General features: G+C 64.5%; 20 protein-coding genes. 11 read left to right on the top strand and 9 right to left on the bottom strand.

The genetic code is table 11. The features are described 5' to 3' along the window. Positions 1 to 74: 74 nt before the first annotated feature. Positions 75 to 482 (top strand): NINE protein, encoded by a 408-nt coding sequence (locus A9179_RS21095; RefSeq protein WP_187808151.1) that lies wholly within the window; start codon positions 75 to 77, stop codon positions 480 to 482. A gap of 60 nt (positions 483 to 542) precedes the next feature. Here the strand turns inward: A9179_RS21095 and aguA are convergent, their stop codons facing one another. The 5 genes from aguA to A9179_RS21070 all read right to left on the bottom strand — a co-directional run bounded on the left by aguA (position 543) and on the right by A9179_RS21070 (position 6,206). Continuing rightward, positions 543 to 1,649: an agmatine deiminase gene (gene aguA / locus A9179_RS21090; RefSeq protein ID WP_187808150.1), complete on the bottom strand. Its 1,107-nt coding sequence runs from the start codon at positions 1,647 to 1,649 to the stop codon at positions 543 to 545. A 58-nt stretch (positions 1,650 to 1,707) separates the two neighbouring features. Continuing rightward, complete coding sequence (aguB, locus tag A9179_RS21085) at positions 1,708 to 2,586, bottom strand: N-carbamoylputrescine amidase (RefSeq protein ID WP_187808149.1); 879 nt, start codon at positions 2,584 to 2,586, stop codon at positions 1,708 to 1,710. 306 nt (positions 2,587 to 2,892) lie between these two features. Next, entirely contained in the window at positions 2,893 to 3,534 is a 642-nt protein-coding gene (locus A9179_RS21080; protein WP_187808148.1) for a TetR/AcrR family transcriptional regulator, read from the bottom strand. 101 nt (positions 3,535 to 3,635) lie between these two features. Then, positions 3,636 to 4,694, bottom strand: a complete 1,059-nt coding sequence (locus tag A9179_RS21075) for a polyamine ABC transporter substrate-binding protein (RefSeq protein WP_187808147.1) — start codon at positions 4,692 to 4,694, stop codon at positions 3,636 to 3,638. 132 nt (positions 4,695 to 4,826) lie between these two features. Then, on the bottom strand, positions 4,827 to 6,206 hold the full coding sequence (locus A9179_RS21070; RefSeq protein ID WP_187808146.1) for a glutamine synthetase family protein: 1,380 nt from the start codon (positions 6,204 to 6,206) through the stop codon (positions 4,827 to 4,829). A gap of 277 nt (positions 6,207 to 6,483) precedes the next feature. On the opposite strand from A9179_RS21070, the gene A9179_RS21065 reads away from it, so the two are divergent. The 8 genes from A9179_RS21065 (at position 6,484) to A9179_RS21030 (ending at position 15,724) form a co-directional block, all read left to right on the top strand. Further along, positions 6,484 to 7,236, top strand: coding sequence for a gamma-glutamyl-gamma-aminobutyrate hydrolase family protein (locus A9179_RS21065; protein WP_187808145.1), 753 nt, complete (start codon positions 6,484 to 6,486; stop codon positions 7,234 to 7,236). Positions 7,237 to 7,324: 88 nt separating this feature from the next. Next, a complete protein-coding gene (locus A9179_RS21060; RefSeq protein WP_187808144.1) occupies positions 7,325 to 8,683 on the top strand; it encodes a glutamine synthetase family protein in 1,359 nt (452 codons plus the stop codon). A 62-nt stretch (positions 8,684 to 8,745) separates the two neighbouring features. Then, positions 8,746 to 10,119 (top strand): aspartate aminotransferase family protein, encoded by a 1,374-nt coding sequence (locus A9179_RS21055; RefSeq protein ID WP_187808143.1) that lies wholly within the window; start codon positions 8,746 to 8,748, stop codon positions 10,117 to 10,119. A 120-nt stretch (positions 10,120 to 10,239) separates the two neighbouring features. Next, complete coding sequence (locus A9179_RS21050; protein ID WP_187808142.1) at positions 10,240 to 11,340, top strand: polyamine ABC transporter substrate-binding protein; 1,101 nt, start codon at positions 10,240 to 10,242, stop codon at positions 11,338 to 11,340. 217 nt (positions 11,341 to 11,557) lie between these two features. Further along, positions 11,558 to 12,652, top strand: a complete 1,095-nt coding sequence (locus A9179_RS21045) for a polyamine ABC transporter substrate-binding protein (RefSeq protein WP_187808141.1) — start codon at positions 11,558 to 11,560, stop codon at positions 12,650 to 12,652. A 146-nt stretch (positions 12,653 to 12,798) separates the two neighbouring features. Beyond that, positions 12,799 to 13,953 carry a polyamine ABC transporter ATP-binding protein gene (gene potA, locus A9179_RS21040; protein WP_187808140.1) on the top strand — a complete coding sequence of 385 codons (1,155 nt, stop codon included), beginning with the start codon at positions 12,799 to 12,801 and terminating at the stop codon, positions 13,951 to 13,953. Next, positions 13,950 to 14,858 carry an ABC transporter permease subunit gene (locus A9179_RS21035; protein WP_394354746.1) on the top strand — a complete coding sequence of 303 codons (909 nt, stop codon included), beginning with the start codon at positions 13,950 to 13,952 and terminating at the stop codon, positions 14,856 to 14,858. Before potA ends, A9179_RS21035 begins: the two co-directional genes overlap by 4 nt. Then, the gene (locus tag A9179_RS21030) at positions 14,855 to 15,724 is read left to right on the top strand and encodes an ABC transporter permease subunit (RefSeq protein ID WP_187808139.1); all 870 of its coding nucleotides are present in this window, start codon (positions 14,855 to 14,857) and stop codon (positions 15,722 to 15,724) included. The genes A9179_RS21035 and A9179_RS21030 overlap by 4 nt, the downstream gene beginning before the upstream one ends. Positions 15,725 to 15,885: 161 nt before the next feature. Here A9179_RS21030 and A9179_RS21025 read toward each other — a convergent pair whose 3' ends face one another. Further along, on the bottom strand, positions 15,886 to 18,267 hold the full coding sequence (locus tag A9179_RS21025; RefSeq protein ID WP_187808138.1) for a penicillin acylase family protein: 2,382 nt from the start codon (positions 18,265 to 18,267) through the stop codon (positions 15,886 to 15,888). 104 nt (positions 18,268 to 18,371) lie between these two features. On the opposite strand from A9179_RS21025, the gene A9179_RS21020 reads away from it, so the two are divergent. Then, the gene (locus A9179_RS21020) at positions 18,372 to 19,406 is read left to right on the top strand and encodes an AraC family transcriptional regulator ligand-binding domain-containing protein (protein ID WP_187808137.1); all 1,035 of its coding nucleotides are present in this window, start codon (positions 18,372 to 18,374) and stop codon (positions 19,404 to 19,406) included. A gap of 90 nt (positions 19,407 to 19,496) precedes the next feature. On the opposite strand, the gene ptsP is transcribed toward A9179_RS21020, so the two are convergent. Continuing rightward, positions 19,497 to 21,776 carry a phosphoenolpyruvate--protein phosphotransferase gene (gene ptsP / locus A9179_RS21015; RefSeq protein ID WP_187808136.1) on the bottom strand — a complete coding sequence of 760 codons (2,280 nt, stop codon included), beginning with the start codon at positions 21,774 to 21,776 and terminating at the stop codon, positions 19,497 to 19,499. A gap of 22 nt (positions 21,777 to 21,798) precedes the next feature. Continuing rightward, positions 21,799 to 22,278 carry an RNA pyrophosphohydrolase gene (locus A9179_RS21010; RefSeq protein WP_187808135.1) on the bottom strand — a complete coding sequence of 160 codons (480 nt, stop codon included), beginning with the start codon at positions 22,276 to 22,278 and terminating at the stop codon, positions 21,799 to 21,801. 146 nt (positions 22,279 to 22,424) lie between these two features. Here A9179_RS21010 and A9179_RS21005 point away from each other — a divergent pair, with 146 nt between their 5' ends. After that, positions 22,425 to 23,078, top strand: coding sequence for a histidinol-phosphatase (locus A9179_RS21005; RefSeq protein ID WP_187808134.1), 654 nt, complete (start codon positions 22,425 to 22,427; stop codon positions 23,076 to 23,078). 67 nt (positions 23,079 to 23,145) lie between these two features. Here A9179_RS21005 and A9179_RS21000 read toward each other — a convergent pair whose 3' ends face one another. Continuing rightward, complete coding sequence (locus A9179_RS21000; protein WP_187808133.1) at positions 23,146 to 23,613, bottom strand: DUF2269 family protein; 468 nt, start codon at positions 23,611 to 23,613, stop codon at positions 23,146 to 23,148. Between the last annotated feature and the right edge of the window lie 109 nt (positions 23,614 to 23,722).

Here is a 23,722-nt window from a genome sequence, read left to right as displayed (position 1 = left end):
CGGGCTTTTTCTTGGTCGGCAACCTTGTCCGCAGTTGCCGGTCTCAGCTAATTCAATCTGACAAGGAGTGCATGATGAACAGTCCCCGACAGGACACCCATAGCAAGACCATCGGCTATCTGCTGTGGATCTTCGGCTTTCTCGGTGCGCACCGTTTCTACTACGGCAAGCCGGTAACCGGCACCCTCTGGTTCTTCACCTTCGGCCTGCTGTTCGTGGGCTGGATCATCGACCTGTTCCTGATCCCGGCGATGGATCGCGAGGCCGATCTGCGCTTCACCGCCGGCGACACCGACTACAACGTGGCGTGGATCCTGCTGACCTTTCTCGGTGCCTTTGGCGTGCACCGCATGTACCAGGGCAAGTGGATCAGCGGCATTCTCTACCTGCTGACCCTGGGCTTCTGTGGCCTTGGCGTGCTCTATGACTTCTGGACGCTCAACACCCAGGTGTCGATCCTCAATGCCCGTCGCGCCGCCTAGGCGAGAACATTGAGTGCATGAAAAAGCCCGCCGATTGGCGGGCTTTTTCATGGCTGGCACTCAGCGCTGTTGCGGCGCCGGTTGCTGCTGGGTGATGCAGTGGATATTGCCGCCGCCGAGGAGGATCTCGCGGCCGGGCACCATCACCACGCGGTGTTCAGGGAACACGCGCTGGAGGATGGCACGGGCTTCCTCGTCCTTGGCGTCGTCGAAGCTCGGCGCGACGATGCCGCCGTTGACGATCAGGAAGTTGACGTAGGAGCCGGCCAGGCGCACCTCGGGGCTGCGCTCCTGGCTGCCGGCGACCAGGTCGACGTCCGCGCACTCGGCGGCGGTGGCGTGAATCGGCCCGGGGATCGGCATCTTGTGCACCACCAGCTGACGGCCCTTGGCATCGCGTGCCGTTTCCAGCACGCGCATGGCGGCCTGGCAGCGCGGGTAGTTGGGGTCGTTCTGGTCGTCGGTCCAGGCCAGCAGCACTTCGCCGGGGCGCACGTAGCAGCAGAAGTTGTCGACGTGGCCGTCGGTCTCGTCGTTGAACAGGCCGTCCGGCAGCCAGATCACCGTGTCGATGGCCAGGTGCTCGTTGAGGATCTGCTCGATCTGCTCGCGGCTCAGGTGCGGGTTGCGATTGCGGTTGAGCAGGCATTCCTCGGTGGTGATCAGGGTGCCTTCGCCGTCGACATGGATCGAGCCGCCTTCGAGGACGAAGTCCTCGGTGCGGTAGCGGTCGCAGCGCTCGATCTCGAGGATCTTGCTGGCCACCTGGTCGTCGCGGTTCCACGGGGCGTAGAGGCCGCCATCGAAGCCACCCCAGGCGTTGAACGTCCAGTCCACGCCACGCACTGCGCCGCTGGCGTTGGTGACGAAGGTCGGCCCGGTGTCACGCACCCAGGCGTCGTCGGTGCTGATCTCGACCAGGCGGATATTGGCGTGGTCGAGGCGCGCGCGGGCGTTCTCGTACTGGCCGGCGCTGACGCAGACGGTGACCGGCTCGAAGCCGGCGATGGCCTTGGCCACGGCGGTGAAGGCGGCTTGTGCCGGCTTGCCACCGAGGCGCCAGTTGTCCGGGCGCTCGGGCCAGACCATCCAGGTCTGGCTGTGGGTTTCCCATTCGGCCGGCATGCGGAAGCCGTCGGCGCGGGGGGTGCTATTCAGTGTGCTCATGGGTGGTACCTGTTCGGCAGCGGACGGGGCAGTGGTGCACCCGTCCAAGGATGACATATTAGGATTCGAGCGCGCCGTCGAGAGTCTTCAGCGGGCCATAGAGGTTCGGGCGGCGGTCGCGGAAGCTGCCCCAGGCGCTGCGGATGTGCTCCAGCTGGTCGAGATCGAAGCTGTGTACCAGCACGCCTTCTTCGGTCTCGTTGAGTTCCTCGACCTTCTTGCCGAACTGGTCGGCGATGAAGGAGGAGCCGTAGAAGTTGATGTGGTAGCCATCCTGGTCTTCGCGGCCGATGCGGTTGGACGCCACCAGCGGCATCAGGTTAGCCCCGGCGTGGCCTTGCTGCACGCGCTGCCAGTGGTCGCGCGAGCTGATGCTCGGGTCATGCGGCTCGCTGCCGATGGCGGTCGGGTAGAACAGCACTTCGGCGCCGAGCAGGGCCATGCTGCGCGCGCACTCGGGGAACCACTGATCCCAGCAGATGCCCACACCGATCTTGGCGTAGCGGGTGTTCCACACCTTGAAACCGGTATCGCCCGGGTTGAAGTAGTACTTCTCGTGGTAGCCGGGGCCGTCCGGGATGTGGCTCTTGCGGTACACGCCGAGGTTGCTGCCGTCGGCGTCGATGATCGCGATGCTGTTGAAGCGGGCGCGGCCGGCGCGCTCGAAGAAGCTGATCGGCAGGACGACCTGCAGCTCCTTGGCAACTTTCTGGAAATGCAGGATGGCCGGGTTTTCCTCGGTCGGGGTGGCCAGCTGCAGGTAGTCGGGGTTGGGCTTCTGGCAGAAGTAGGGGGTCTCGAACAGTTCCTGGATCAGGATGATCTGCGCCCCTTTGGCAGCCGCCTGGCGTACCAGTTTCTCGGCATTGGCGATATTGGCGGCGCTGTCCCAGGAACAGGCCATCTGGGTAGCGGCGACGGTAACGATACGCGACATGAAACACCTCGCAGAAACGGAAGAAGAAGGTCGTCTGCCCTGGGCAGGGACCGAGTGCGCTGGTGCGGCCTGGCGGGGCTGCGGTAGCGAATGGCCAATTTATATCCGATAAAAATCGGTTTTAGAAGCGTAATATCGCCTTTAAAGCGCTTTTTGTCGGATTTATATCGGATAAAACCCGGTCTTTTATCCGGCGAGTGAGGTTATGGCCTGGCGCTGAGCGGCCTGGGCGATCCTGGCGAGCGGGCATGGGCGGGCATCGCGCCTACGCGGGGCGGCGGCCAGGGGTACGGCGAAGGGCTGGAATCAGGGCAGCGGGGTGTTGCGCTTGGGCAGGGCGACTGGCAGATAAAACCCGACATAGGCATCGAACACGCGCATGCCTTCTTCGGCCATGCGTGGGGTGATCTCGCCGTGCAGCTGCACCGATCGTGCATACACGCGGTCGCCCAGTTCCATGGCCAGGGCGAACACGTCGACGTCGTCCGGCAGTTGCGGCAGGGGGAAATGACGGTTGAACAGGGCCTGCATCAGGCGGCCCAGTTCCAGGTCATGCTGGCGGTCGGCCTGGGTCACTTCGGAGAGGCCGTGCTGGGCCAGGATCAGCTGGCGGGCGGCGGTGTCGGCGGCATAGATGGCCAGCATGCGCTGCTCGACGATGCGCGACAGGTCGCGCCATTCGTGCAGGCTGTCGTGGGCCACCGGCTGCTGCAGGCAGGCGCGGAAGGCGGCATGGACGTCGGCGGTGAGTGCTTCGAGCAGGGCCGGCACGCTGGCGAAGAAGTGGTACACCGAGGACGGCGGGATGGCCGCACGCTCGGCCACGCTGTAGATCGACAGGCCGGCGAAGCCCTGTTCGCTGAGTAGCGCGCGGGCGGCATCGAGGATCACCGTGATCCGGGCCTGGCTGCTGGCGCGGGGTTTGCGGGTGGTAGCGGTGCGCGTCATGCCGATCTCCTGTCCGTGGCAGGCGCTATTGGACGCCAGACGGGCAGGAGAGGCAAGCCGCGGCTACCCGCGGGAGGGGCAGCTAGCGAGGGCGGGTGGGCTTAGCTGCCGCCGCGGAACTGTGCCCAGACCTCGTCGCGGGTGCCGGTCAGCTTGTCCGGCAGGGCGTCGAGGGCCGACAGGCGGCGCTTGGTGTCGCGATCCGGATAGAGCCCGGGCTGGTCGCGCAGGGCCGGGTCGAGGAACTCGCGGGCGTCGGCATTGCCGTTGGGGTAGAGGGTCTCGGTGGTGATCTGGGCGGCCACCTGGGGCTGCATCAGGTAGTCGATGAACTTGTGCGCGAGGTCGGCGCGGCGTGCGCTGCTGGGGATCACCAGGTTGTCGATGAACACCACCGAGCCTTCCTGTGGCACCACGAAGCGCACCGGCTGGCCGGCCTGGGCAGCGGCCAGGGCGTCGCCGACCCAGGCCACGGCAACGCACAGCTTGCCCTGGTTGAGATCCTCGATGTAGCGCTCGCTGTCGACGTAGCGCAGGCTCGGGCGCAGGCCGTCGAGCACCTTGCCGGCGCGGCGGATGCGCCCCGGCGAGCTGTGGGTGAAGCTGTTGCCCTGATAGTTCATCAGGGTCGACAGCACTTCGTCCGGCGCGTCCAGCACGCTCATGCCGCAGCTGGCCAGCTTGCTGCTCTGGCTCGGGTCGAACAGCAGGCTCCAGCTGTCCGGCAGTGGCCCGCCGTAGGCCGCTTCGGCCTTCGGCGTGTTGATCGCCAGGCCGACGGCGCCCCACAGGTAGGGCACGGCGTGTTGGTTCTGCGGGTCGACCGCGGCCAGCTTGCTCAGCAACTGCTTGTCTAGGTGCTTGCGGTTGGGCAGGCGGGCGAAGTCCAGCGGCTGCAGGAGGCCGTCCTTGATCAGGCGCGGCAGGTCGTTGTGCGAGGGCACGGCGACGTCGATGCTCTCGCCGCTGTTGAGGGCCTTGTCGAGCTCCTCGGCCGAGCTGTAGGTGTGGTACTCGACGGCGATGCCGGTGTCCTGGGTGAACTTCTCCAGCACCGCGGGGGCGATGTAGTCGTTCCAGTTGTACACGCGGATGCTATCGGCCGCGCTCGCGAATCCCGAGACGAGCGTGAGCAGGAGTGGAGCAAGACAGCGAAACATGACGACCTCCTTGGTGTGATGTTGCCATGCCGGGCATGGCTCGACCGCTCCGCGGTAAGGGCCGGGTGCGGCAATGGAACGCTGGCAGCAGAAAAAACGACGCCGGCTGCAAGGCCGGCGTCGGGGTGGGGCTTATACGGTATGCAGATACCAGTTGTATTCGAGGTCGGAGATGGTGGTCTCGAACTCTTCCAGCTCGGCTTCCTTACAGGCGACGAAGATGTCGATGTAATCCGGGCTGATGTACTTGTTCAGCACTTCGCTGTCGTCCAGCTCGCGCAGGGCATCGCGCAGGTTGTTCGGCAGGCTTTGTTCCAGCTGTTCGTAGGAGTTGCCTTCGATCGGCTCACCCGGCTCGACCTGATTGGTCAGGCCATGGTGAATACCGGCGAGGATCGCCGACATCATCAGGTACGGGTTGGCATCGGCACCGGCCACGCGGTGCTCGATGCGTACCGCATCGGCGCTGCCGGTCGGCACGCGAACGGCCACGGTACGGTTGTCCAGACCCCAGCTCGGTGCGTTGGGCACGTAGAACTGTGCGCCGAAGCGGCGGTAGGAGTTGACGTTGGGGCAGAGGAAGGCCATCGACGCCGGCATGGTCTCCAGGACACCGCCGATCGCGTGACGCAGTGCGGCGTTCTCCTGGGGGTCATCGCTGGTGAAGATGTTCTTGCCGGTGGTCTTGTCGAGCAGCGAGATGTGCACGTGCAGACCGTTGCCCGCCTGGCCCGGGTAGGGCTTGGCCATGAAGGTGGTGTCCATCTCATGGTCGTAGGCAATGTTCTTGATCAGGCGCTTGAGCAGCAGGGCGTAGTCGCAGGCCTTGATCGCGTCTTCGGTGTGGTGCAGGTTGACTTCGAACTGCGCCGGGGCGCTTTCCTTGACGATGGCGTCGGCCGGGATGCCTTGCTCTTTGGCGGCTTCCAGCATGTCCTGCAGGCAGTCGACGTATTCGTCGAGGTCGTCGATCAGGTACACCTGGGTCGATTGCGGGCGCTTGCCCGACATCGGCGAGCGCGGCGGCTGCGGGCGGCCGTTCACGTTCTCCTGGTCGATCAGGTAGAACTCCAGTTCGAAGGCGGCGCAGATGCGCAGGTTCATCTCGTCGAACTTGGCCACGATCTGGCGCAGCACTTCGCGCGGGTCGGCGAAGAACGGCTTGCCATCGAGTTCGTGCATGGTCATCAGCAGCTGCGCGGTGGGGCGCTTCTGCCAGGGTTCGTTACACAGGGTGTTGGGGATCGGGAAGCAGATGCGATCGGCGTCGCCGATGTCCAAGCCGAGGCCGGTGCTTTCCACGGTGGAACCGTTGATGTCGAGGGCAAACAGCGAGGCCGGCAGGTTGATGCCTTTCTCGTACACTTTGTGGAGGCTGTTTCGTTCGATGCGCTTGCCGCGCACTACCCCATTCATGTCTGCAATTAGAAGGTCAACGAACTGGACCTCAGGATGTTCCTTAAGGAACGCGTTCGCTTCGTTGAGCTGAACGGCACGCGGGGGTACCGACATGATGCAACACCTTTTTTGTTAAAAATTTCAATCATGCAATTGCACAGCTGTGAGTCAATCTCAAACACCCAAGGCTGTCAATAGCCGCCCATTTTGCCCTGAAATGGGGCCTGATGGCCAGTTTTGGGGCATTTCGGGCTGATGCGACCGGCTGGTCAGCCTTTGCCCGCCTGATGCTCAGCGTCCTGTGTTCAATTTTTTACAGCCCTATTGTGTAAAAAAATGAACAACGCTAATCTCGGCCTCAACCACATAACAGCAATAAAACGGGTGTTCCATGTCGCGCCTGCCGTTGATCGGCGTCACCGCCTGCACCAAGCAGATCGGTCTTCATTCCTGGCACATCGCGGGCGACAAGTATGTTCGCGCCGTGGCTGTCGGGGCCGGCGGCCTGCCGCTGGTGATTCCGGCGCTGGGCGAAGTGATCGACCAGGGCACCCTGCTGGCCAGTCTCGATGGCCTGCTGTTCACCGGTTCGCCGTCCAATGTCGAACCTCAGCATTATAGTGGCCCTGCCAGCGAGCCTGGCACCGCCCACGATCCTGCACGGGATCAGACCACTCTACCCCTGATTCGCCAGGCAGTCGCCGCCGGTATACCGGTGCTCGGTATCTGCCGTGGTTTCCAGGAAATGAACGTAGCCTTCGGCGGCACCCTGCACCAGAAAGTGCAGGACATCGCCGGCATGCTCGATCATCGCGAACCGGCCGATGAGCCGGTCGAAGTGCAATATGCCCCCCGCCACGCCGTGCGCGTGCAGGCGGGTGGGGTGCTCGCCGGCCTCGGCTTGCCGGACGAGATTCAGGTCAATTCCATTCATGGCCAGGGCGTTCAGCGTCTGGCGCCGGGCCTTCGCGTAGAAGCACTGGCGCCTGACGGGTTGGTTGAAGCCTTCTCTGTCGAAGGTGCGCCTAGCTTCGCCCTTGGGGTGCAATTCCACCCCGAGTGGCAGGTGCGCTCCAACCCGAATTATCTCGCCATCTTCCAGGCCTTTGGTGAGGCTTGCAGGGAGAGGGCGGGACAACGCTGAGTAGGTGAGGCAACCGGCAGGCGGAACTGGGAGGTTTCGCTAGGCTTTAACCGGTCCGCAGAAGCCGCTCTACCAACCTGAGGTCTTTATGACTAGCAAGCTCGACCAGCTCACCAGCTGGCTGAAAGAACGCAAAATCACCGAAGTTGAATGCCTGATCAGCGACCTTACCGGCATTGCCCGCGGTAAGATTTCGCCGACCAACAAGTTCCTTGACGAGAAGGGCATGCGCCTCCCCGAGAGTGTGCTGCTGCAGACCGTGACCGGCGACTACGTCGAGGACGACATCTATTACGAGCTGCTCGACGAGGCGGACATCGACATGTTCTGCCGTCCGGACGAGAACGCCGTGTTCCTCGTGCCCTGGGCCATCGAGCCCACTGCGATGGTGATCCACGACACCTTCGACAAGCAGGGCAACCCGATCGAGCTGTCGCCGCGCAACATCCTCAAGAACATCCTCAAGCTCTACGCGGACAAGGGCTGGAAGCCGATCGTCGCGCCGGAGATGGAGTTCTACCTGACCAAGCGCAACAGCGACCCGGACTTCCCGTTGGTAGCGCCGATGGGCCGCTCCGGGCGCCCGGAAGTCGGTCGCCAGTCGTTCTCCATCGACGCGGCCAACGAATTCGACCCGCTGTTCGAAGACGTCTACGACTGGTGCGAGCTGCAGGATCTGGATCTCGACACGCTGATCCACGAAGACGGCCCGGCGCAGATGGAAATCAACTTCCGTCACGGCGACGCGCTGCACCTGGCCGACCAGATCACCGTGTTCAAGCGCACCATGCGCGAAGCCGCGCTCAAGCATGACGTGGCAGCCACCTTCATGGCCAAGCCGATCACCGATCAGCCGGGCAGCGCCATGCACATCCACCAGAGCGTGGTGGACATGAAGACCGGCAAGAACCTGTTCTCCAATGCCGACGGCACCATGAGCGAACTGTTCATGAACCACATCGGCGGCCTGCAGAAGTACATCCCCGAGGTGCTGCCGCTGTTCGCCCCGAACGTCAACTCGTTCCGCCGCTTCCTGCCGGATACCTCGGCACCGGTGAACGTCGAGTGGGGCGAAGAGAACCGCACCGTGGGCCTGCGGGTACCGGAAGCCGGGCCGCAGAACCGCCGCGTGGAAAACCGCCTGGCCGGCGCCGACGCCAACCCGTACCTGGTGCTGGCGGCCTCGCTGCTGTGCGGCTACATCGGCATGGTCGAGGGCCTCAAGCCCAGCGCGCCGGTCAAGGGCCGTGGCTACGAGCGGCGCAACCTGCGCCTGCCGGTGACCATCGAAAGCGCCCTGGAACGCATGGAGGCCTGCAAGGCCGCCGAGCAGTACCTGGGCGAGAAGTTCGTCCGCGGCTATGTCGCGGTCAAACGTGCCGAGCATGAAAACTTTAAGCGGGTGATCAGTTCCTGGGAACGCGAGTTCCTGCTGCTCTCCGTCTGATGGGGGTGGGGGCCGGGCTTTGCCGCCCGGCCCCGACCGACTGCGTAATACAGAGGTGATGTATGACTAACCAAGTAAACAACCCGAAAACCCGCGAATGGCAGGCCATGAGCCGCGACCACCATCTCGCGCCGTTCAGCGACTACCAGCAGCTGCACGAGAAGGGGCCGCGTATCGTCACCAAGGCGGACGGTGTTTACCTGTGGGACAGCGAAGGCAACAAGATTCTCGACGGCATGGCCGGCCTGTGGTGCGTAGCGGTTGGCTACGGTCGCGAGGAACTGGTCGAGGCGGCGAGCAAGCAGATGCGTGAGCTGCCGTTCTACAACACCTTCTTCCAGACCGCGCACCCGCCGGTACTGGAACTGGCCAAGGCCATCGCCGATGTGGCGCCGGCTGGCATGAATCACGTGTTCTTCACCGGCTCCGGTTCGGAAGGCAACGACACCATGCTGCGCATGGTTCGCCATTACTGGGCGCTGAAGGGCAAACCGAACAAGAAGGTCATCATCAGCCGGCACAACGGCTACCACGGTTCCACCGTGGCCGGTGCCAGCCTGGGTGGCATGAAGTACATGCACGAGCAGGGCGATCTGCCGATCCCCGGCATCGTGCACATTCCGCAGCCGTACTGGTTCGGCGAAGGCGGTGACATGACTCCGGAGGCCTTCGGCGTGTGGGCCGCAGATCAGCTGGAGAAGAAGATCCTCGAAGTCGGCGAAGAGAATGTCGCGGCCTTCCTCGCCGAGCCGATCCAGGGCGCCGGCGGCGTGATCATTCCGCCGGACAGCTACTGGCCGCGCATCCGCGAGATCCTCGCCAAGTACGACATCCTGTTCGTGGCTGACGAAGTGATCTGCGGTTTCGGCCGTACCGGCGAGTGGTTCGGCAGCGACTACTTCGGCAACAAGCCGGATCTGATGACCATCGCCAAGGGCCTGACCTCCGGCTACGTGCCGATGGGCGGCCTGATCGTCAGCGACAAGGTGTTCAAGGTCATCAATGAAGGTGGCGACTTCAACCACGGCTTCACCTATTCCGGTCACCCGGTGGCGGCGGCGGTGGGCCTGGAAAACCTGCGCATCCTCAAGGATGAGAAGGTCATCGAACAGGTCAAGGCAGAAACGGCACCGTATTTGCAGAAACGTCTGCGTGAGCTGGCGGATCATCCGCTGGTGGGCGAAGTCCGCGGTGTGGGCATGCTCGGCGCCATCGAACTGGCGAAGAACAAGCAGACCCGCGAGCGTTTCCCGAGCGAGCTGGGCGTGGGCATGATCTGCCGCGGCCACTGCTTCGACAACGGTCTGATCATGCGCGCCGTGGGCGACACCATGATCATTGCTCCGCCCCTGGTGATCAGCAAAACCGAGATCGACGAACTGGTAGAAAAGGCACGCAAGTGCCTCGATCTGACCGCCCGCGCGGTGCTGGTTTAAGGCTTGAGCCCAGGGCTCGACCTTGCCAGACTGCACGGTGCGTTGGCCAGGCTCACCGGTGGGTGCGTCGCTAAGGCGACGCAGCCCCGGATACTTCAAACGACAATGGAGCTTACCCGCATGATCAAGACCTTCGGTAAAACACTGCTGGCCATGACCCTGGCCGGCGCAGTGGCCGGCATGGCGCAGGCCGACGACAAAGTGCTGCACGTCTACAACTGGTCGGACTACATCGCGCCGGATACCGTCGAGAAGTTCACCAAGGAAACCGGGATCAAGGTCGTCTACGACGTCTTCGACTCCAACGAAACCCTGGAAGCCAAGCTCCTGGCCGGCAAGTCCGGTTACGACATCGTGGTGCCGTCCAACAACTTCCTGGCCAAGCAGATCAAGGCCGGCGTTTATCAGCCGCTGGACAAGTCCAAGCTGCCGAACTGGAAGAACCTCGACACCAACCTGATGAAGACCCTGGAAGTCAGCGACCCGGGCAACCAGTACGCCTTCCCCTACATGTGGGGCTCGATCGGCATTGGCTACAACCCGGATAAGGTCAAGGCCGTGCTGGGCGACAACGCTCCGGTCAACTCCTGGGATCTGCTGTTCAAGCCGGAAAACATCGAGAAGCTGAAGGCCTGCGGTGTGTCGTTCCTCGACTCGCCGACCGAGATCCTGCCGATCGCCCTGCACTACCTGGGCTACAGCCCGGTCAGTCAGAATCCGAAGGAACTCAAGGAAGCCGAGGCGCTGTTCCTCAAGATCCGTCCGTACATCACCTACTTCCACAGCTCCAAGTACATCGGCGACCTGGCCAACGGCAACATCTGCGTGGCCGTCGGCTACTCGGGTGACGTGTACCAGGCCAAGTCCCGTGCCGAAGAGGCCAAGGGCGGTGTGACCGTTGCCTACAACATACCCAAGGAAGGCGCCGGTACCTTCTTCGACATGATCGCCATGCCGAAGGATGCCGAGAACACCGAAGCGGCCTATGCCTTCATGAACTTCCTGATGAAGCCGGAAGTGATGGCCGAAATCACCAACTTCGTGCAGTTCCCCAACGGCAACGCGGCGGCTACCTCGCTGGTTGACGAGGCGATCCGCAACGACCCGGGTGTCTACCCGACCGAAGAAACCATGAAGAAGCTCTACGCCTTCCCGGATCTGCCGGCGAAAGTGCAGCGCGTCATGACCCGAACCTGGACCACCATCAAGTCCGGCAAGTAATACAGCGACACCCTCCGGCGGGTGCTCCCGCCGGAGCCCCGCAGGAGGCCGCATGTTCCACCCTCAACCTGTCTACCGTTACCCACGAGCCCCACACAGCTCCGTGCGCGTGCGGCTGGACGACGGTTAGGGTGCCAAGGATCAGGCAGAAACGTACTCACTACTCCCGGCTGCCCGCAGCGGCCTGCCAATATCAACAAGAAATGAGGATCAACGTGTGCGAATTCCCTTCCGCAAAACCCTGATAACCGCAGCCGCGACGCTGGGTCTGGCCTGTGCCGCCCAGGCCGAGCAGGTGGTGCATATCTACAACTGGACCGACTACATCGGTGAAACCACCCTGGCCGACTTCCAGAAGGCCACCGGCATCGAGCCGGGCTACGACGTCTTCGACTCCAACGAGACTCTGGAAGGCAAGCTGCTGGCGGGCCGTTCCGGCTACGACATCGTGGTGCCGTCCAACCATTTCCTCGGCAAGCAGATCAAGGCGGGCGCCTTCCAGAAGCTCGACCGTTCCCTGCTGCCCAACTGGCAGAACCTCGACCCGGCGCTGCTCAAGCAGCTCGAGGCCAACGACCCGGGCAACCAGTATTCCGTCCCTTACCTGTGGGGCACCAACGGCATCGGCTACAACGTCGAGAAGGTCAAGGCCGCGCTCGGCGTCGACAGCATCGACTCCTGGGCCGTGCTGTTCGAGCCGGAGAACCTGAAGAAGCTGAGCGCCTGCGGCGTCGCCTTCATGGACTCGCCGGACGAGATGTTCCCGGCCGTGCTCAAGTACATGGGCCTCGACCCGCGCAGCACCAACCCGGACGACTACACCAAGGCCGAAGCCAAACTGCAGGCCGTGCGTCCCTACGTGACCTACTTCCACTCCTCGAAGTACATCGGCGACCTGGCCAACGGCGACATCTGCGTGGCCTTCGGTTACTCCGGTGACGTGTTCCAGGCCGCGGCACGCGCCGAAGAGGCCGGCAAGGGCATCAACATCGCCTACAGCATTCCCAAGGAAGGCGCCAACCTGTGGTTCGACATGCTGGCCATCCCGGCCGACGCGAAGAACGTCAAGGAAGCCCACGCCTTCATCAACTACCTGCTCGACCCGGCGGTGATCGCCAAGGTCAGCGACTACGTCGGCTACGCCAACCCCAACCCCAAGGCTGGCGAACTGATGGATCAGGAAGTGCGCAACAACCCCTCGGTCTACCCATCGCAGGCGGTATTGGACAAACTCTACGTCTCCACCGAGTTGCCGCCGAAGATCATGCGTCAGATGACTCGCTCCTGGAGCAAGATCAAGTCGGGCAAGTAACAGACACTCAACACCACCGTGCACGGCTGGCCGCGCCGCCTCGCCACAAGCGAGGCCAGCGAGCCACCTGCGCGGGATCGCTGCGTCCGGCGCAGCCGCTAATTGTTCGGGTCCCGTGACCCTTTTTTCCCCAGGGAGTTTTGGAAATGGCAGTCGCCTCCAGCGCCTACAAGAAAGCCCTAGAGGGCAACCAGCAGCCGAAAGAAGTGCTGGTGAAGATCGATCGCGTCACCAAGAAGTTCGATGAAACCATCGCCGTGGACGACGTTTCGCTGACCATCAACAAGGGCGAGATCTTCGCCCTGCTCGGTGGCTCCGGCTCGGGCAAGTCGACCCTGCTGCGCATGCTCGCCGGCTTCGAGCGACCGACCGAAGGGCGCATTCTGCTCGATGGCGTGGACATCACCGACATGCCGCCCTACGAGCGGCCGATCAACATGATGTTCCAGTCCTACGCGCTGTTCCCGCACATGACCGTGGCGCAGAACATCGCCTTCGGTCTCAAGCAGGACGGCCTGCCCAAGGCCGAGATCGACGAGCGCGTGGCCGAGATGCTCAAGCTGGTGCACATGACCCAGTACGCGCGCCGCAAGCCGCACCAGCTGTCCGGTGGCCAGCGTCAGCGCGTGGCCCTGGCCCGCTCGCTGGCCAAGCGTCCCAAGCTGCTGCTGCTCGACGAGCCGATGGGCGCACTGGACAAGAAACTGCGTTCGCAGATGCAGCTGGAACTGGTGGAGATCATCGAGCGCGTAGGCGTGACCTGCGTGATGGTGACCCACGACCAGGAAGAGGCCATGACCATGGCCCAGCGCATCTCCATCATGCACCTCGGCTGGATCGCCCAGACCGGCAGCCCGGTGGACATCTACGAGACTCCGGCCAGCCGCCTGGTCTGCGAGTTCATCGGCAACGTCAACCTGTTCGACGGCCAGATCACCACTGACGAGGCCGACCACGCAGTGATCAGCTGCCCGCAGCTGGACAAGCCGATCTACATCGGCCACGGCGTTACCACCCGTGCCGAGAACAAGGCGGTCAGCTACGCCCTGCGTCCGGAAAAACTGCTGATGGCCACCGCTCTGCCGGATGACCACGAGCACCCGAACTACAACTGGTGCAACGGCCACGTGCACGACATCGCCTACCTCGGTGGTCACTCGGTGTACTACGTCAAGCTGACCTCCGGTCAGGTGGTGCAGTGCTTCATCGCCAACGCCGAGCGCCGCGGCAAGCGTCCGACCTGGGACGACGCGGTAGTGGTGTACTGGGAAGACGACAGCGGCGTGGTACTGCAAGCATGAAAATCTCCAAACTCCAGCGCTATTTGCCGCGAGGGAGGCATGCTGTTATCGGCATTCCCTTCTTCTGGCTGTTCCTGTTCTTCCTGCTGCCGTTCTTCATCGTCCTGAAGATCAGCTTCGCCGAAGCCGACGTGGCCATTCCGCCCTACACGGAAATCTACAGCTGGGCGGAGAATCAGCTGCAGATCGTCCTCAACCTGGGCAACTACATCTTCCTCTCCGAGGATGAGCTGTACCTGGCGGCCTACCTGGGCTCGCTGAAGATGGCCTTCATCAGCACCCTGATGTGCCTGCTGATCGGCTATCCGATGGCCTACGCCATTGCCCGCGCCAGCAAGGAAGCGCAGACCACCCTGCTGCTGCTGATCATGATGCCGACCTGGACGGCGATCCTGATCCGCGTCTATGCCTGGATGGGCATTCTCAGCAACAACGGTCTGCTCAACGCCTTCCTGCTGTGGCTGGGGGTGATCAACGAGCCGCTGCAGATCCTCAACACCAACTTCGCGGTGTACATCGGCATCGTCTACTCCTACCTGCCGTTCATGGTCATGCCGCTCTACGCCAACCTGGTGAAGCACGACCCGAGCCTGCTGGAGGCCGCCTCCGACCTGGGTTCGAGCACCTTCAACAGTTTCTGGAAGATCACCGTGCCGCTGTCGAAGAACGGCATCATCGCCGGCTGCATGCTGGTGTTCATCCCGGCCGTGGGTGAGTTCGTGATCCCCGAACTGCTCGGCGGTCCGGAGACCCTGATGATCGGCAAGGTGCTGTGGCAGGAATTCTTCAACAACCGTGACTGGCCGGTGGCGTCCGCCCTGGCAGTGGTGATGCTGGCGATCCTCATGGGCCCGATCATCTGGTTCAACCGCAACCAAGCCAAAGAGCTGGAGGGCAAGGTATGAAGCGCTTCAGTTTTTCCACCCTGATGCTCTGGCTCGGGCTGACCTTCATCTACGCGCCGATGGTCATCCTGGTCATCTACTCGTTCAACGCCTCCAAGCTGGTAACGGTATGGGGCGGCTGGTCGGTGAAGTGGTACGTCGGCCTGGTCGACAACACCCAGCTGATGGGCTCGGTGGTGCGCTCCCTGGAAATCGCCTGCTACACGGCGGTGGCCGCAGTGGCGCTGGGTACCCTGGCAGCCTTCGTGCTGACCCGTATCCCGCGCTTCAAGGGCCGTACCCTGTTCGGTGGCCTGGTCACCGCGCCGCTGGTAATGCCGGAAGTGATCACCGGTCTGTCCCTGCTGCTGCTGTTCGTGGCCATGGCCCAGCTGATCGGCTGGCCGCAGGAGCGTGGCATCGTCACCATCTGGATCGCCCACACCACCTTCTGTGCGGCCTACGTGGCGGTGGTGGTGTCGGCGCGCCTGCGCGAGCTGGATCTGTCCATCGAGGAGGCGGCCATGGATCTGGGCGCCAAGCCGTGGAAGGTGTTCTTCCTGATCACCATCCCGATGATCGCGCCGTCGCTGGCAGCGGGCGGCATGATGTCCTTCGCCCTGTCGCTGGACGACCTGGTGCTGGCCAGCTTCGTGTCCGGCCCCGGCTCGACCACCCTGCCGATGGAAGTGTTCTCCGCCGTACGCCTGGGCGTTAAGCCGGAGATCAACGCCGTGGCCAGCCTGATCCTGCTGACCGTGTCGCTGTTCACCTTCGTCGCCTGGTACACCACCCGCCGTGCCGAGGAGCGCCGCAAGCGCGCCATCCAGCAGGCCATGGAGTCGATGGCCGAAGAGGCCGCCAGCTCCAACTGGAAGCCGGCGTAAGCACTGCCAGACAGCTGCTGCAACGACAAAGGCCACCTTCGGGTGGCCTTTGTTTTTTCTGCGACTGGTGACTAGTTGATGGAGATCCGGCGTAGGGCGGGTGCAACCCGCGAAGGACAGGCACGCGGGTTGCACCCGCCCTACGTGTGGATCGTGCTGGCTTACTGCGCCGGGGTCAGCAGCAGGGTCTCGCGGCTGTTGGCTTTGACCTCGTCCTCGGCGTAGTGCATCGGCTGGTACTGGCCGCTGATATAGGCCTGGGCCTGGTCGGCGTAGTGCCTGTCGAACGGCACGCCGCTCTGCCCGACCGGGTTGATGCCCAGGCCGTGGGCGGCGTCGGCGAGGTCGATCAGGCGCCGGGTCGAGGGGCCGTAGACCACCGACCAGGGCGCCGGGCCGACCCGGTGCGACAGGTTGTTCGGCACTTCATGGCCGCCCGGCGCGGCGAGCGGGCCGACGTTGAACAGCAAGTCGAGGGGCTTCTGCTTGCCCAGCGGATGCTCGTGGGTCAGCGTGTGGCCCTTGCCCCAGGCCCACTGGCTGCTGTCGTTGCCGAAAGTCTGGCGCAGGTGGGCGAGGCTGGCCTGCCAGGCCGCCTTGACCGTGTCGGCGCGGCTCTCCACGGCGTCGGTGCCGCGCTTGTCCCACCAGGCCGAGCCGGCGTCGGCGGTCAGCCGTGGCAGGGCAACGTCGAGCACGCGGGTCTGCAGCAGGCTGTCGAAGAAGGCATCACCCAACTCGTCGTGCATGGCCTGGTTGGCCAGCTCGAAGGTCAGCTGGTTGAACAGGCTGGCGGCGATGGAGTCCAGCGGATGTTCGCCGTTCCAGTTGGCCAGCTGTTCGACCAGGGCACGTTCGCCGTCATCGGCGGCAGCAGCGCGCAGGTCGCCAAGAATCGGCGCCAGCAGGCGCGGGCCGTAGCCGGTGCCGTCGTCCAGCTGCAGGGCCTGGCTGTTCTGGGTGTCCCATTTCACGTCCGGCTGGGCCAGGCGCTGGTTCAGCCGGGCGCCGCGATCGGCCAGGTTGTAGTAGCCGGGAATCACCACGCCGGTGGGTGACTGCGGCTGGAAGTTGGCCGAGACGATATAGCCGCGCTCCGGGTTCTCCTCGTGCGGATTGGCACTGAAGGGCAGGTAGCCGGCCTTGTCGGCCTCGTGGCTGCTACCGTCGAGGATAAAGCTCGGGTTCACCCCGGCCGGGCGCTGCGGCAGCTTGGCGGCGGCCCACCAGGCGATATCGCCGCTGGCGTTGGCGTAGACCACGTTGAGGCCGGGGGCCTCGATCTTCTCGACGGCGGCGCGGGCCTTGTCCAGGCTGTCGGCGCGGTTGAGCTGGTAGAAGGCCTCGAGAATCGGGTTGTCGGTCTCGAGGAAGGCCCACCACATGGCGATCGGCGTCTTGCCGGCATGGGCGCCGAGGGCGTCGTTGACGATCGGCCCGTGCGGCGAGCGGCGCAGGGTCAGCTTGACCGGTTCGCCACCCTTGACCTGGATGGTCTCCTCGCGGCTTTGCAGCTCGACCCACTGGCCGTTGATCTGCACCTGGTTGGGGTTGTGCGGATTGACCTTCTCGGCGATCAGGTCGAGGTCGTCGTTCTGGAACATGGTCAGGCTCCAGGCGAACTGCTGGTTGTGCCCGAGCGAGGCGTAGGGATTGAGCGCCTGGTGGTGGCCGTACAGCTCGAAGCCCGGATAGCTCAGCTGCGCCTCGTACCACACGGCCGGGGCGGCGAAGCGGATATGCGGGTCGCCGGCCAGCAGCGGCTTGCCGCTGGCGGTGCGGCTACCGGCCACGGCCCAGGCGTTGCTGCCCTCGAACTGCGGCAGGCCGGCTTCCACCAGCGCCTGCTGGCTGAGCTGGGCGAGGCTGTTGAGGGCCTGCCAGTCGCTATCGCCGAGGCGGGTGGCGAGGGCGCCGCCGGGGTGCCAGTCGAGGTCGAAGACGTTCAGGTAGGCCGCGCCCAGCTGGTCGCGCACATGGGTCAGCACCGGCTCGGTGCGGAAGGCGGCGGCGAAGCTGTAGGCCATGTAGCCGGCGACGCTGACGGTGTCTTCCAGGGTGAAGGGGCGCTTGTCGATGCCCAGCAGGTCGAACTCCACCGGTGCCGGACGCTGTTCCTGGTACTGGTTGATGCCGTCCAGGTAGGCCTGCAGCGCCTTGACCGCCGGACTGTTGCGGTCGAGGGTCTGCACATAGCGATCGGCGTGCTCGCGAATGCCCAGGGTGCGGAACAGGCGGTCGGTATCGACCAGCTTGGCGCCCAGCACCTCGGCCAGTTCGCCACGCGCCAGGCGGCGCAGCATCTCCATCTGGAACAGGCGATCCTGGGCATGCACGAAGCCCAGGGCACGGTACATGTCGGCCTCGTTCTGCGCCTGGATATGCGGCACGCCACGCTCGTCGTAGCGCACGCTGACCGGCGCCTGCAGGTGGGCCAGGCTCAGTTCGCCATCGCGCAGCGGTTGCTTGCTGTGGCTATACCAGGTGGCGCCGGCGGCGACTGCAGCTACGGCGACGGCAAGGACAGTCAGACTGCGTTTCATGAAGCTCTCCTTATTGTTGTGCCGCCATTCTGCGCAGTCGGCCGGACTCGGACATTGACCAAACATCAGAAGGATGGAATTCTCCGGTCAATCGAGGAGCCGCCATGTCCAGTCCCCAGGCCGACCTGCCGCTGACCCATTCCGCCACCCTGCGCCGCCTGCTCTACGAGGCGCTGGGCGTGCTCGGTTACGACCCCACGGCGATCTATCGCAGCACCAACCAGTACCGCCGCCTGGTGCCGCCGCCGCTGGAAGGGCGCCTGCGCCACGACGAGGCGCCGCTGTTCTGGATGGCCGCGGACAGCCTGACCGGCGACCCGGACATCGGCCTGCACCTGGGCGAGGTGATGAAGCCGCGCCTGCTCGACGTGGTCGGCTACCTGCTGCTGGCCAGCCGCGACCTGGACGAGGCGCTGCACAGCTTCCTGCGCTTCCAGCACATCCTCGCCGGTGGCTTTGTCGCCCAGTTGCAGCTGGATGGCGAGCAGGCGCGCCTGGTGCTCGACCTCAACTACCAGGCCTTTGCCCCGCTGCGCCAGCAGATGGAGTGCCTGGCGCTGCTGTTCCTCAAGCTGCTGTGCTTCATCACCGATGACGAGTTTCAGCTCAGCGCCGTGGAGTTCCGCCATGCCCGCCCGCGGCGCCTCGGCGAACACCGCCGGCTGTTCGGCCTGCTGCCGAGTTTCGCCTGTGCCCATGACGCTTTGTGTTTCCCCGCCGCGCTGCTGCGCAGGCCGTCGCGCACGGCCAATCCGAGCCTGCACCGCCTGCTCTGGGAGCATGCCGAGGAGCAGCTGGCGCAGCTGGTGGAGAACGACCTGCTCAATCGCCTGCGCTATCTGCTGGGGCTGCGCCTGGGGCAGGCGCCGTGCTCGCTGCAGGCCTGCGCTGCGGAGCTGGGGCTGAGCCCGGCCGCCCTGCAGCGCGCCCTGGCGGCCCAGGGCGGCAACCTGCGCCAGGTGCGCGAGGCGGTGCAGCAGGCCCGTGCCCATGAGCTGCTGCAGGGCGGACAGAGCATTCGCGAGGTGGCCAGGGCCTGTGGCTTTGCCGAGCTGTCGCCGTTCTACCGGGCGTTTCGCCGCTGGTACGGGGTGACCCCGGAGGCCTACCGGGCGAAGTTGCTCAGGGAGCCGGCGTAGGGTTGCCCAGGGCTGCCTAGGCTGCGCCAGGCGCAGCCGCGGCAATCGGCGGGTTGGCGGTTACGGGAGAGGGGGCGGGGCGGTGCCGGCTCAGCTCTGGATAGTCGCCGCCGGGTTGATCACCCGGCCCAGGCCGAGGTTGCGCAGGGCCAGGTGCAGGGTGCTGTGGATCACCTGCGGGTTGTCGATCAGCAGCAGGTGGTTGAGCAGTTCGCGGGCCTTGCTCGAGCTGATCTGGCGCAGCAGCCACTTCACCTTGGGCAGGTTGGTGGCGTTCATCGACAGGCTGTCGAAGCCCATCGCCAGCAGCAGCACGGCCGCCGCCGGATCGCCGGCCATCTCGCCGCAGATGCTCACCGGCTTGCCTTCGGCATGGGCGCCGTCGACCACCAGTTTCAGCGCGTGCAGCACGGCCGGGTGGAGGAAGTCATAGAGGTCGGCGACTCGCGGGTTGTTGCGATCCACCGCCAGCAGGTACTGCGTCAGGTCATTCGAGCCGACCGAGATGAAGTCGACCTGGCGCGCCAGCTCGCGGATCTGGTAGACCGCGGCGGGAATCTCGATCATCACCCCCACCGGCGGCATGGGGATGTCCACGCCCTCATCGCGCACTTCGCCCCAGGCGCGGTGAATCAGGTGCAGCGCTTCTTCCATTTCCTGGATGCCGGAAATCATCGGCAGGAGGATGCGCAGGTTGTTCAGGCCTTCGCTGGCCTTGAGCATGGCGCGCACCTGCACCAGGAAGATCTCCGGGTGGTCGAGGGTGATGCGGATGCCGCGCCAGCCGAGGAAGGGGTTGTCTTCCTTGATCGGGAAATAGCTCAGCGCCTTGTCGCCGCCGATGTCCAGGGTGCGCATGGTCACCGGCAGCGGATGGAAGGCGGCCAACTGCTCGCGGTAGTTGGCCAGCTGTTCCTTCTCGCTGGGGAAGCGCTCGCCGTTCATGAACGGCACTTCTGTGCGGTACAGGCCGACGCCTTCGGCGCCACGCTCCTGGGCGCGCTTCACGTCGGCCAGCAGGCCGGTGTTGACCCACAGGGGCAGGCGCTGGCCGTCCAGCGTCTCGCACGGCAGCTCGCGCAGGGCGCTGAGGCCTTGGGCCAGCTGGCGTTCTTCCTCGACCACTTCGGCGTACTGCTTGCGCAGCAGGTCGCTGGGGTTGGTGAAGACTTCGCCGTGGTAGCCGTCGACGATCAGTTCGATGCCGTCGAGCTTGGAGTAGGGCAGGTCGACCGCGCCCATGACCGTGGGAATGCCCATGGCGCGGGCGAGGATGGCCACGTGCGAGTTGCCCGAGCCCTGTACCGAGATCAGGCCGACCAGCTTGCCTTCCGGTACTTCGCCGAGCATGGCCGGCGACAGCTCCTCGCTGACCAGGATGGTGTTGTCCTGGTACACCAGGTTCTGTTTGCGTTCTTCCTGCAGGTAGGCGAGCAGGCGGCGGCCGAGGTCGCGCACGTCGGCGGCGCGCTCGCGCAGGTAGGCGTCGTCCATCAGCTCGAAGCGGCTGACGTGCTCGCCGACCACCTGACGCAAGGCGCCCTGGGCCCACTGGCCGGTCTTGATCACGTTGCGCACTTCGAGGCCGAGGGCGGCGTCGTCGAGCATCATCAGGTACACGTCGAACAGCGCGCGCTCTTCCTTGCGCAGCTGGGTGGCGAGCTTGGCGGACAGCTCGTGCATGTCCTCGCGTACCCACTCCAGGGCCTTGCCGAACAGCTCCAGCTCGGCCGCGATGTCGTCCACCGCCTTGTCCGGCACCACGTCCAGATCAGCCGGCGGCAGTACCACCACGGCGCGGCCGACGGCAGCACCCGGGGCACCGGGCACGCCGACGAAACGGGCTTCCTGGATGCCCTTGCCCTGCTTGCCCAGGCCACGGATCGAGCCGGTGGCTTCGGCGTGGGCGATAACCCCGGCGAGCTGGGCGCTCATGGTCACCAGGAAGGCTTCTTCGCCCTCGTCGAACTGGCGGCGTTCCTTCTGCTGCACCACCAGAACGCCCATCACCCGCCGGTGGTGGATGATCGGCGCGCCGAGGAAGGAGGCGTAGCGTTCTTCACCGGTTTCCGGGAAGTAGCGGTAGCGCGGGTGTTCGGAGGCGTGTTCGAGGTTGAGCGGCTCCTCGCGGGTGCCGACCAGGCCGACCAGACCCTCGTTGGGGGCCATGCTGACCTTGCCGATGGAGCGCTTGTTGAGGCCCTCGGTGGCCATCAGCACGAAGCGGTTGCTCTCCGGGTCGAGCAGGTAGACCGAGCAGACCTGGCTGCCCATGGATTCCTTGACCCGTTGCACAATGATCGTCAGCGCCGCCTTGAGATCCTTGGCGGCGTTTACTTCCTGGACGATCTTGCGCAGCGTGTTGAGCATGGCTCGGGGTCGAACTCCGTGATCAGTCGCGCGCCAGCAGGCGCGGGGCTAGTTCCTTGAGCGCGCGGCGATAGACCTCGCGCTTGAATGTGACGACCTGGCCCAGCGGGTACCAGTAACTGACCCAGCGCCAGCCGTCGAACTCGGGTTTGCCGGTGACATCCATGCGCACTCGCTCTTCCGCGCCGGTCAGGCGCAGGAGAAACCATTTCTGTTTTTGCCCGATGCACAGCGGTTGGCTGTGGGTGCGCACCAGTCGCTGGGGCAGACGATAGCGCAACCAGCCGCGGGTGCAGGCGAGAATCTTCACATCCTGCTCTTCGAGCCCGACTTCTTCGTGCAGTTCCCGGTACAGCGCCTGTTCCGGCGATTCCTTGGGGTTGATGCCGCCCTGGGGAAATTGCCAGGCATCCTGATTGATCCGGCGGGCCCACAGCACCTGACCGATATCATTGGTCAGGATGATGCCGACATTAGGGCGGAAACCATCGGAGTCGATCACGGCACAACACCTCGAAAACGCATGTTTCGGCATTGTTCCACAAAGCCCGCGGGCGCAGCAAACGCGCGGCTCGGCTAATGGGCAGCGGGGGCGAAAGCGGCTATTCTGGCGCCCCTTCGTGACCATTGCGATTCAGGTATTCCGACGTGCGCCTTGCCCTTTTCGATCTCGACAACACCCTGCTGGCCGGCGATAGCGATCACAGCTGGGGCGAATTCCTCTGCGACAGCGGTCGTGTCGACGCCGTCGAGTACCGCGCGCGCAACGATGCCTTCTATGCCGACTACTGCGCCGGCAAGCTCGACGTGGTGGCCTACCAGAGCTTCACCCAGGCCATTCTTGCCCGTACCGAGGCTGACGAACTGGCGCGCTGGCAGGCCGAGTTCATGCGCGAGGTGATCGAGCCGATCATCCTGGCCAAGGGCGAGGCGCTGCTGCAGCAGCACCGCGAGGCCGGCGACAAGCTGGTGATCATCACCGCCACCAACCGCTTCATCACCGCGCCGATTGCCGCGCGCCTGGGCGTCGATACCCTGCTGGCCACCGAATGCGGCATGCAGGATGGTCGCTACACCGGGCAGGTCGCCGGCGTGCCCTGCTACCAGGAAGGCAAGGTCACGCGGATGAACCAGTGGCTGGCCGAGACCGGTTTTAGCCTGGACGGCAGCTACTTCTACAGCGACTCGCGCAACGACCTGCCGCTGCTGCAGGCGGCGACTCACCCGGTGGCGGTCGATCCGGACGACACCCTGCGCGCCATTGCCACCGAACGGGGCTGGCCGGTGCTCAGCCTGCGCTAAGAGCGTCGTGTAGAGCGGGTGCAACCCGCGTAAGCCACGCTGCGCGGCTTGCCCCCGCCCTACGCAATCACAGCGGCTTGGCCACCATCAGCCAGAAGATCGCGATAAAGGCCAGGAACGCCGGCCAGCCCAGGGCGAACCAGATGCGCATATAGAGGTTGGCCCGTTCCGGCAGCGGCGTGCCATCGCGCAGCGCCTGGGCCGCCATGTTGCGCACGCGGATCTGCAGCCACAGCACCGGCAGCCAGCACAGCCCGGCGAACACGAACAGCCCGGCGCTCCACAGCAACCACCACTGGTTCAGCGGCCAGCCGGCGATCTTTGCCAGGGCTAGGCCGCTAAGCGGCTGGAATACGGCCGTGGTGGCGATAAACAGCCAGTCGGCGGTGACCAGGTGGCGGAAAGTGCTGGCGATCACCTGCACTTCGCCGCTGCGCCAGGCGCGCAGGGCGTAGTAGGCCGAGCCCAGGCCGGTGCCGAACAGCAGGGTGGAAGAGAGGATGTGCAGGGTCTTGAGCAGCAGGTACAGGCTCATCTCAAAATCTGCTGCGCGTCGGCCAAACGGAGTTGGAAATGGCCTCAGAATGCTTATTTATCACACATAAACTCCGCTTCTTCGGCCCTTTCCGCCGCCGTTTGGCTCT

This window comes from Pseudomonas alcaligenes (assembly GCF_014490745.1).
GTDB classification, from domain to species: Bacteria; Pseudomonadota; Gammaproteobacteria; order Pseudomonadales; family Pseudomonadaceae; genus Aquipseudomonas; species Aquipseudomonas alcaligenes_C.
The sequence above is the reverse complement of the archived record's forward strand: the minus strand, read 5'-3'. Positions and strand labels throughout refer to the sequence as shown.

Coding starts and splice junctions, on each gene's coding strand:
- A9179_RS21095 (WP_187808151.1), top strand. CDS start 75: ATGAACAGTCCCCGACAGGACACCCATAGCAAGACCATCGGCTATCTG.
- aguA (WP_187808150.1), bottom strand. CDS start 1,649: ATGAGCACACTGAATAGCACCCCCCGCGCCGACGGCTTCCGCATGCCG.
- aguB (WP_187808149.1), bottom strand. CDS start 2,586: ATGTCGCGTATCGTTACCGTCGCCGCTACCCAGATGGCCTGTTCCTGG.
- A9179_RS21080 (WP_187808148.1), bottom strand. CDS start 3,534: ATGACGCGCACCGCTACCACCCGCAAACCCCGCGCCAGCAGCCAGGCC.
- A9179_RS21075 (WP_187808147.1), bottom strand. CDS start 4,694: ATGTTTCGCTGTCTTGCTCCACTCCTGCTCACGCTCGTCTCGGGATTC.
- A9179_RS21070 (WP_187808146.1), bottom strand. CDS start 6,206: ATGTCGGTACCCCCGCGTGCCGTTCAGCTCAACGAAGCGAACGCGTTC.
- A9179_RS21065 (WP_187808145.1), top strand. CDS start 6,484: ATGTCGCGCCTGCCGTTGATCGGCGTCACCGCCTGCACCAAGCAGATC.
- A9179_RS21060 (WP_187808144.1), top strand. CDS start 7,325: ATGACTAGCAAGCTCGACCAGCTCACCAGCTGGCTGAAAGAACGCAAA.
- A9179_RS21055 (WP_187808143.1), top strand. CDS start 8,746: ATGACTAACCAAGTAAACAACCCGAAAACCCGCGAATGGCAGGCCATG.
- A9179_RS21050 (WP_187808142.1), top strand. CDS start 10,240: ATGATCAAGACCTTCGGTAAAACACTGCTGGCCATGACCCTGGCCGGC.
- potA (WP_187808140.1), top strand. CDS start 12,799: ATGGCAGTCGCCTCCAGCGCCTACAAGAAAGCCCTAGAGGGCAACCAG.
- A9179_RS21035 (WP_394354746.1), top strand. CDS start 13,950: ATGAAAATCTCCAAACTCCAGCGCTATTTGCCGCGAGGGAGGCATGCT.
- A9179_RS21030 (WP_187808139.1), top strand. CDS start 14,855: ATGAAGCGCTTCAGTTTTTCCACCCTGATGCTCTGGCTCGGGCTGACC.
- A9179_RS21025 (WP_187808138.1), bottom strand. CDS start 18,267: ATGAAACGCAGTCTGACTGTCCTTGCCGTCGCCGTAGCTGCAGTCGCC.
- A9179_RS21020 (WP_187808137.1), top strand. CDS start 18,372: ATGTCCAGTCCCCAGGCCGACCTGCCGCTGACCCATTCCGCCACCCTG.
- ptsP (WP_187808136.1), bottom strand. CDS start 21,776: ATGCTCAACACGCTGCGCAAGATCGTCCAGGAAGTAAACGCCGCCAAG.
- A9179_RS21000 (WP_187808133.1), bottom strand. CDS start 23,613: ATGAGCCTGTACCTGCTGCTCAAGACCCTGCACATCCTCTCTTCCACC.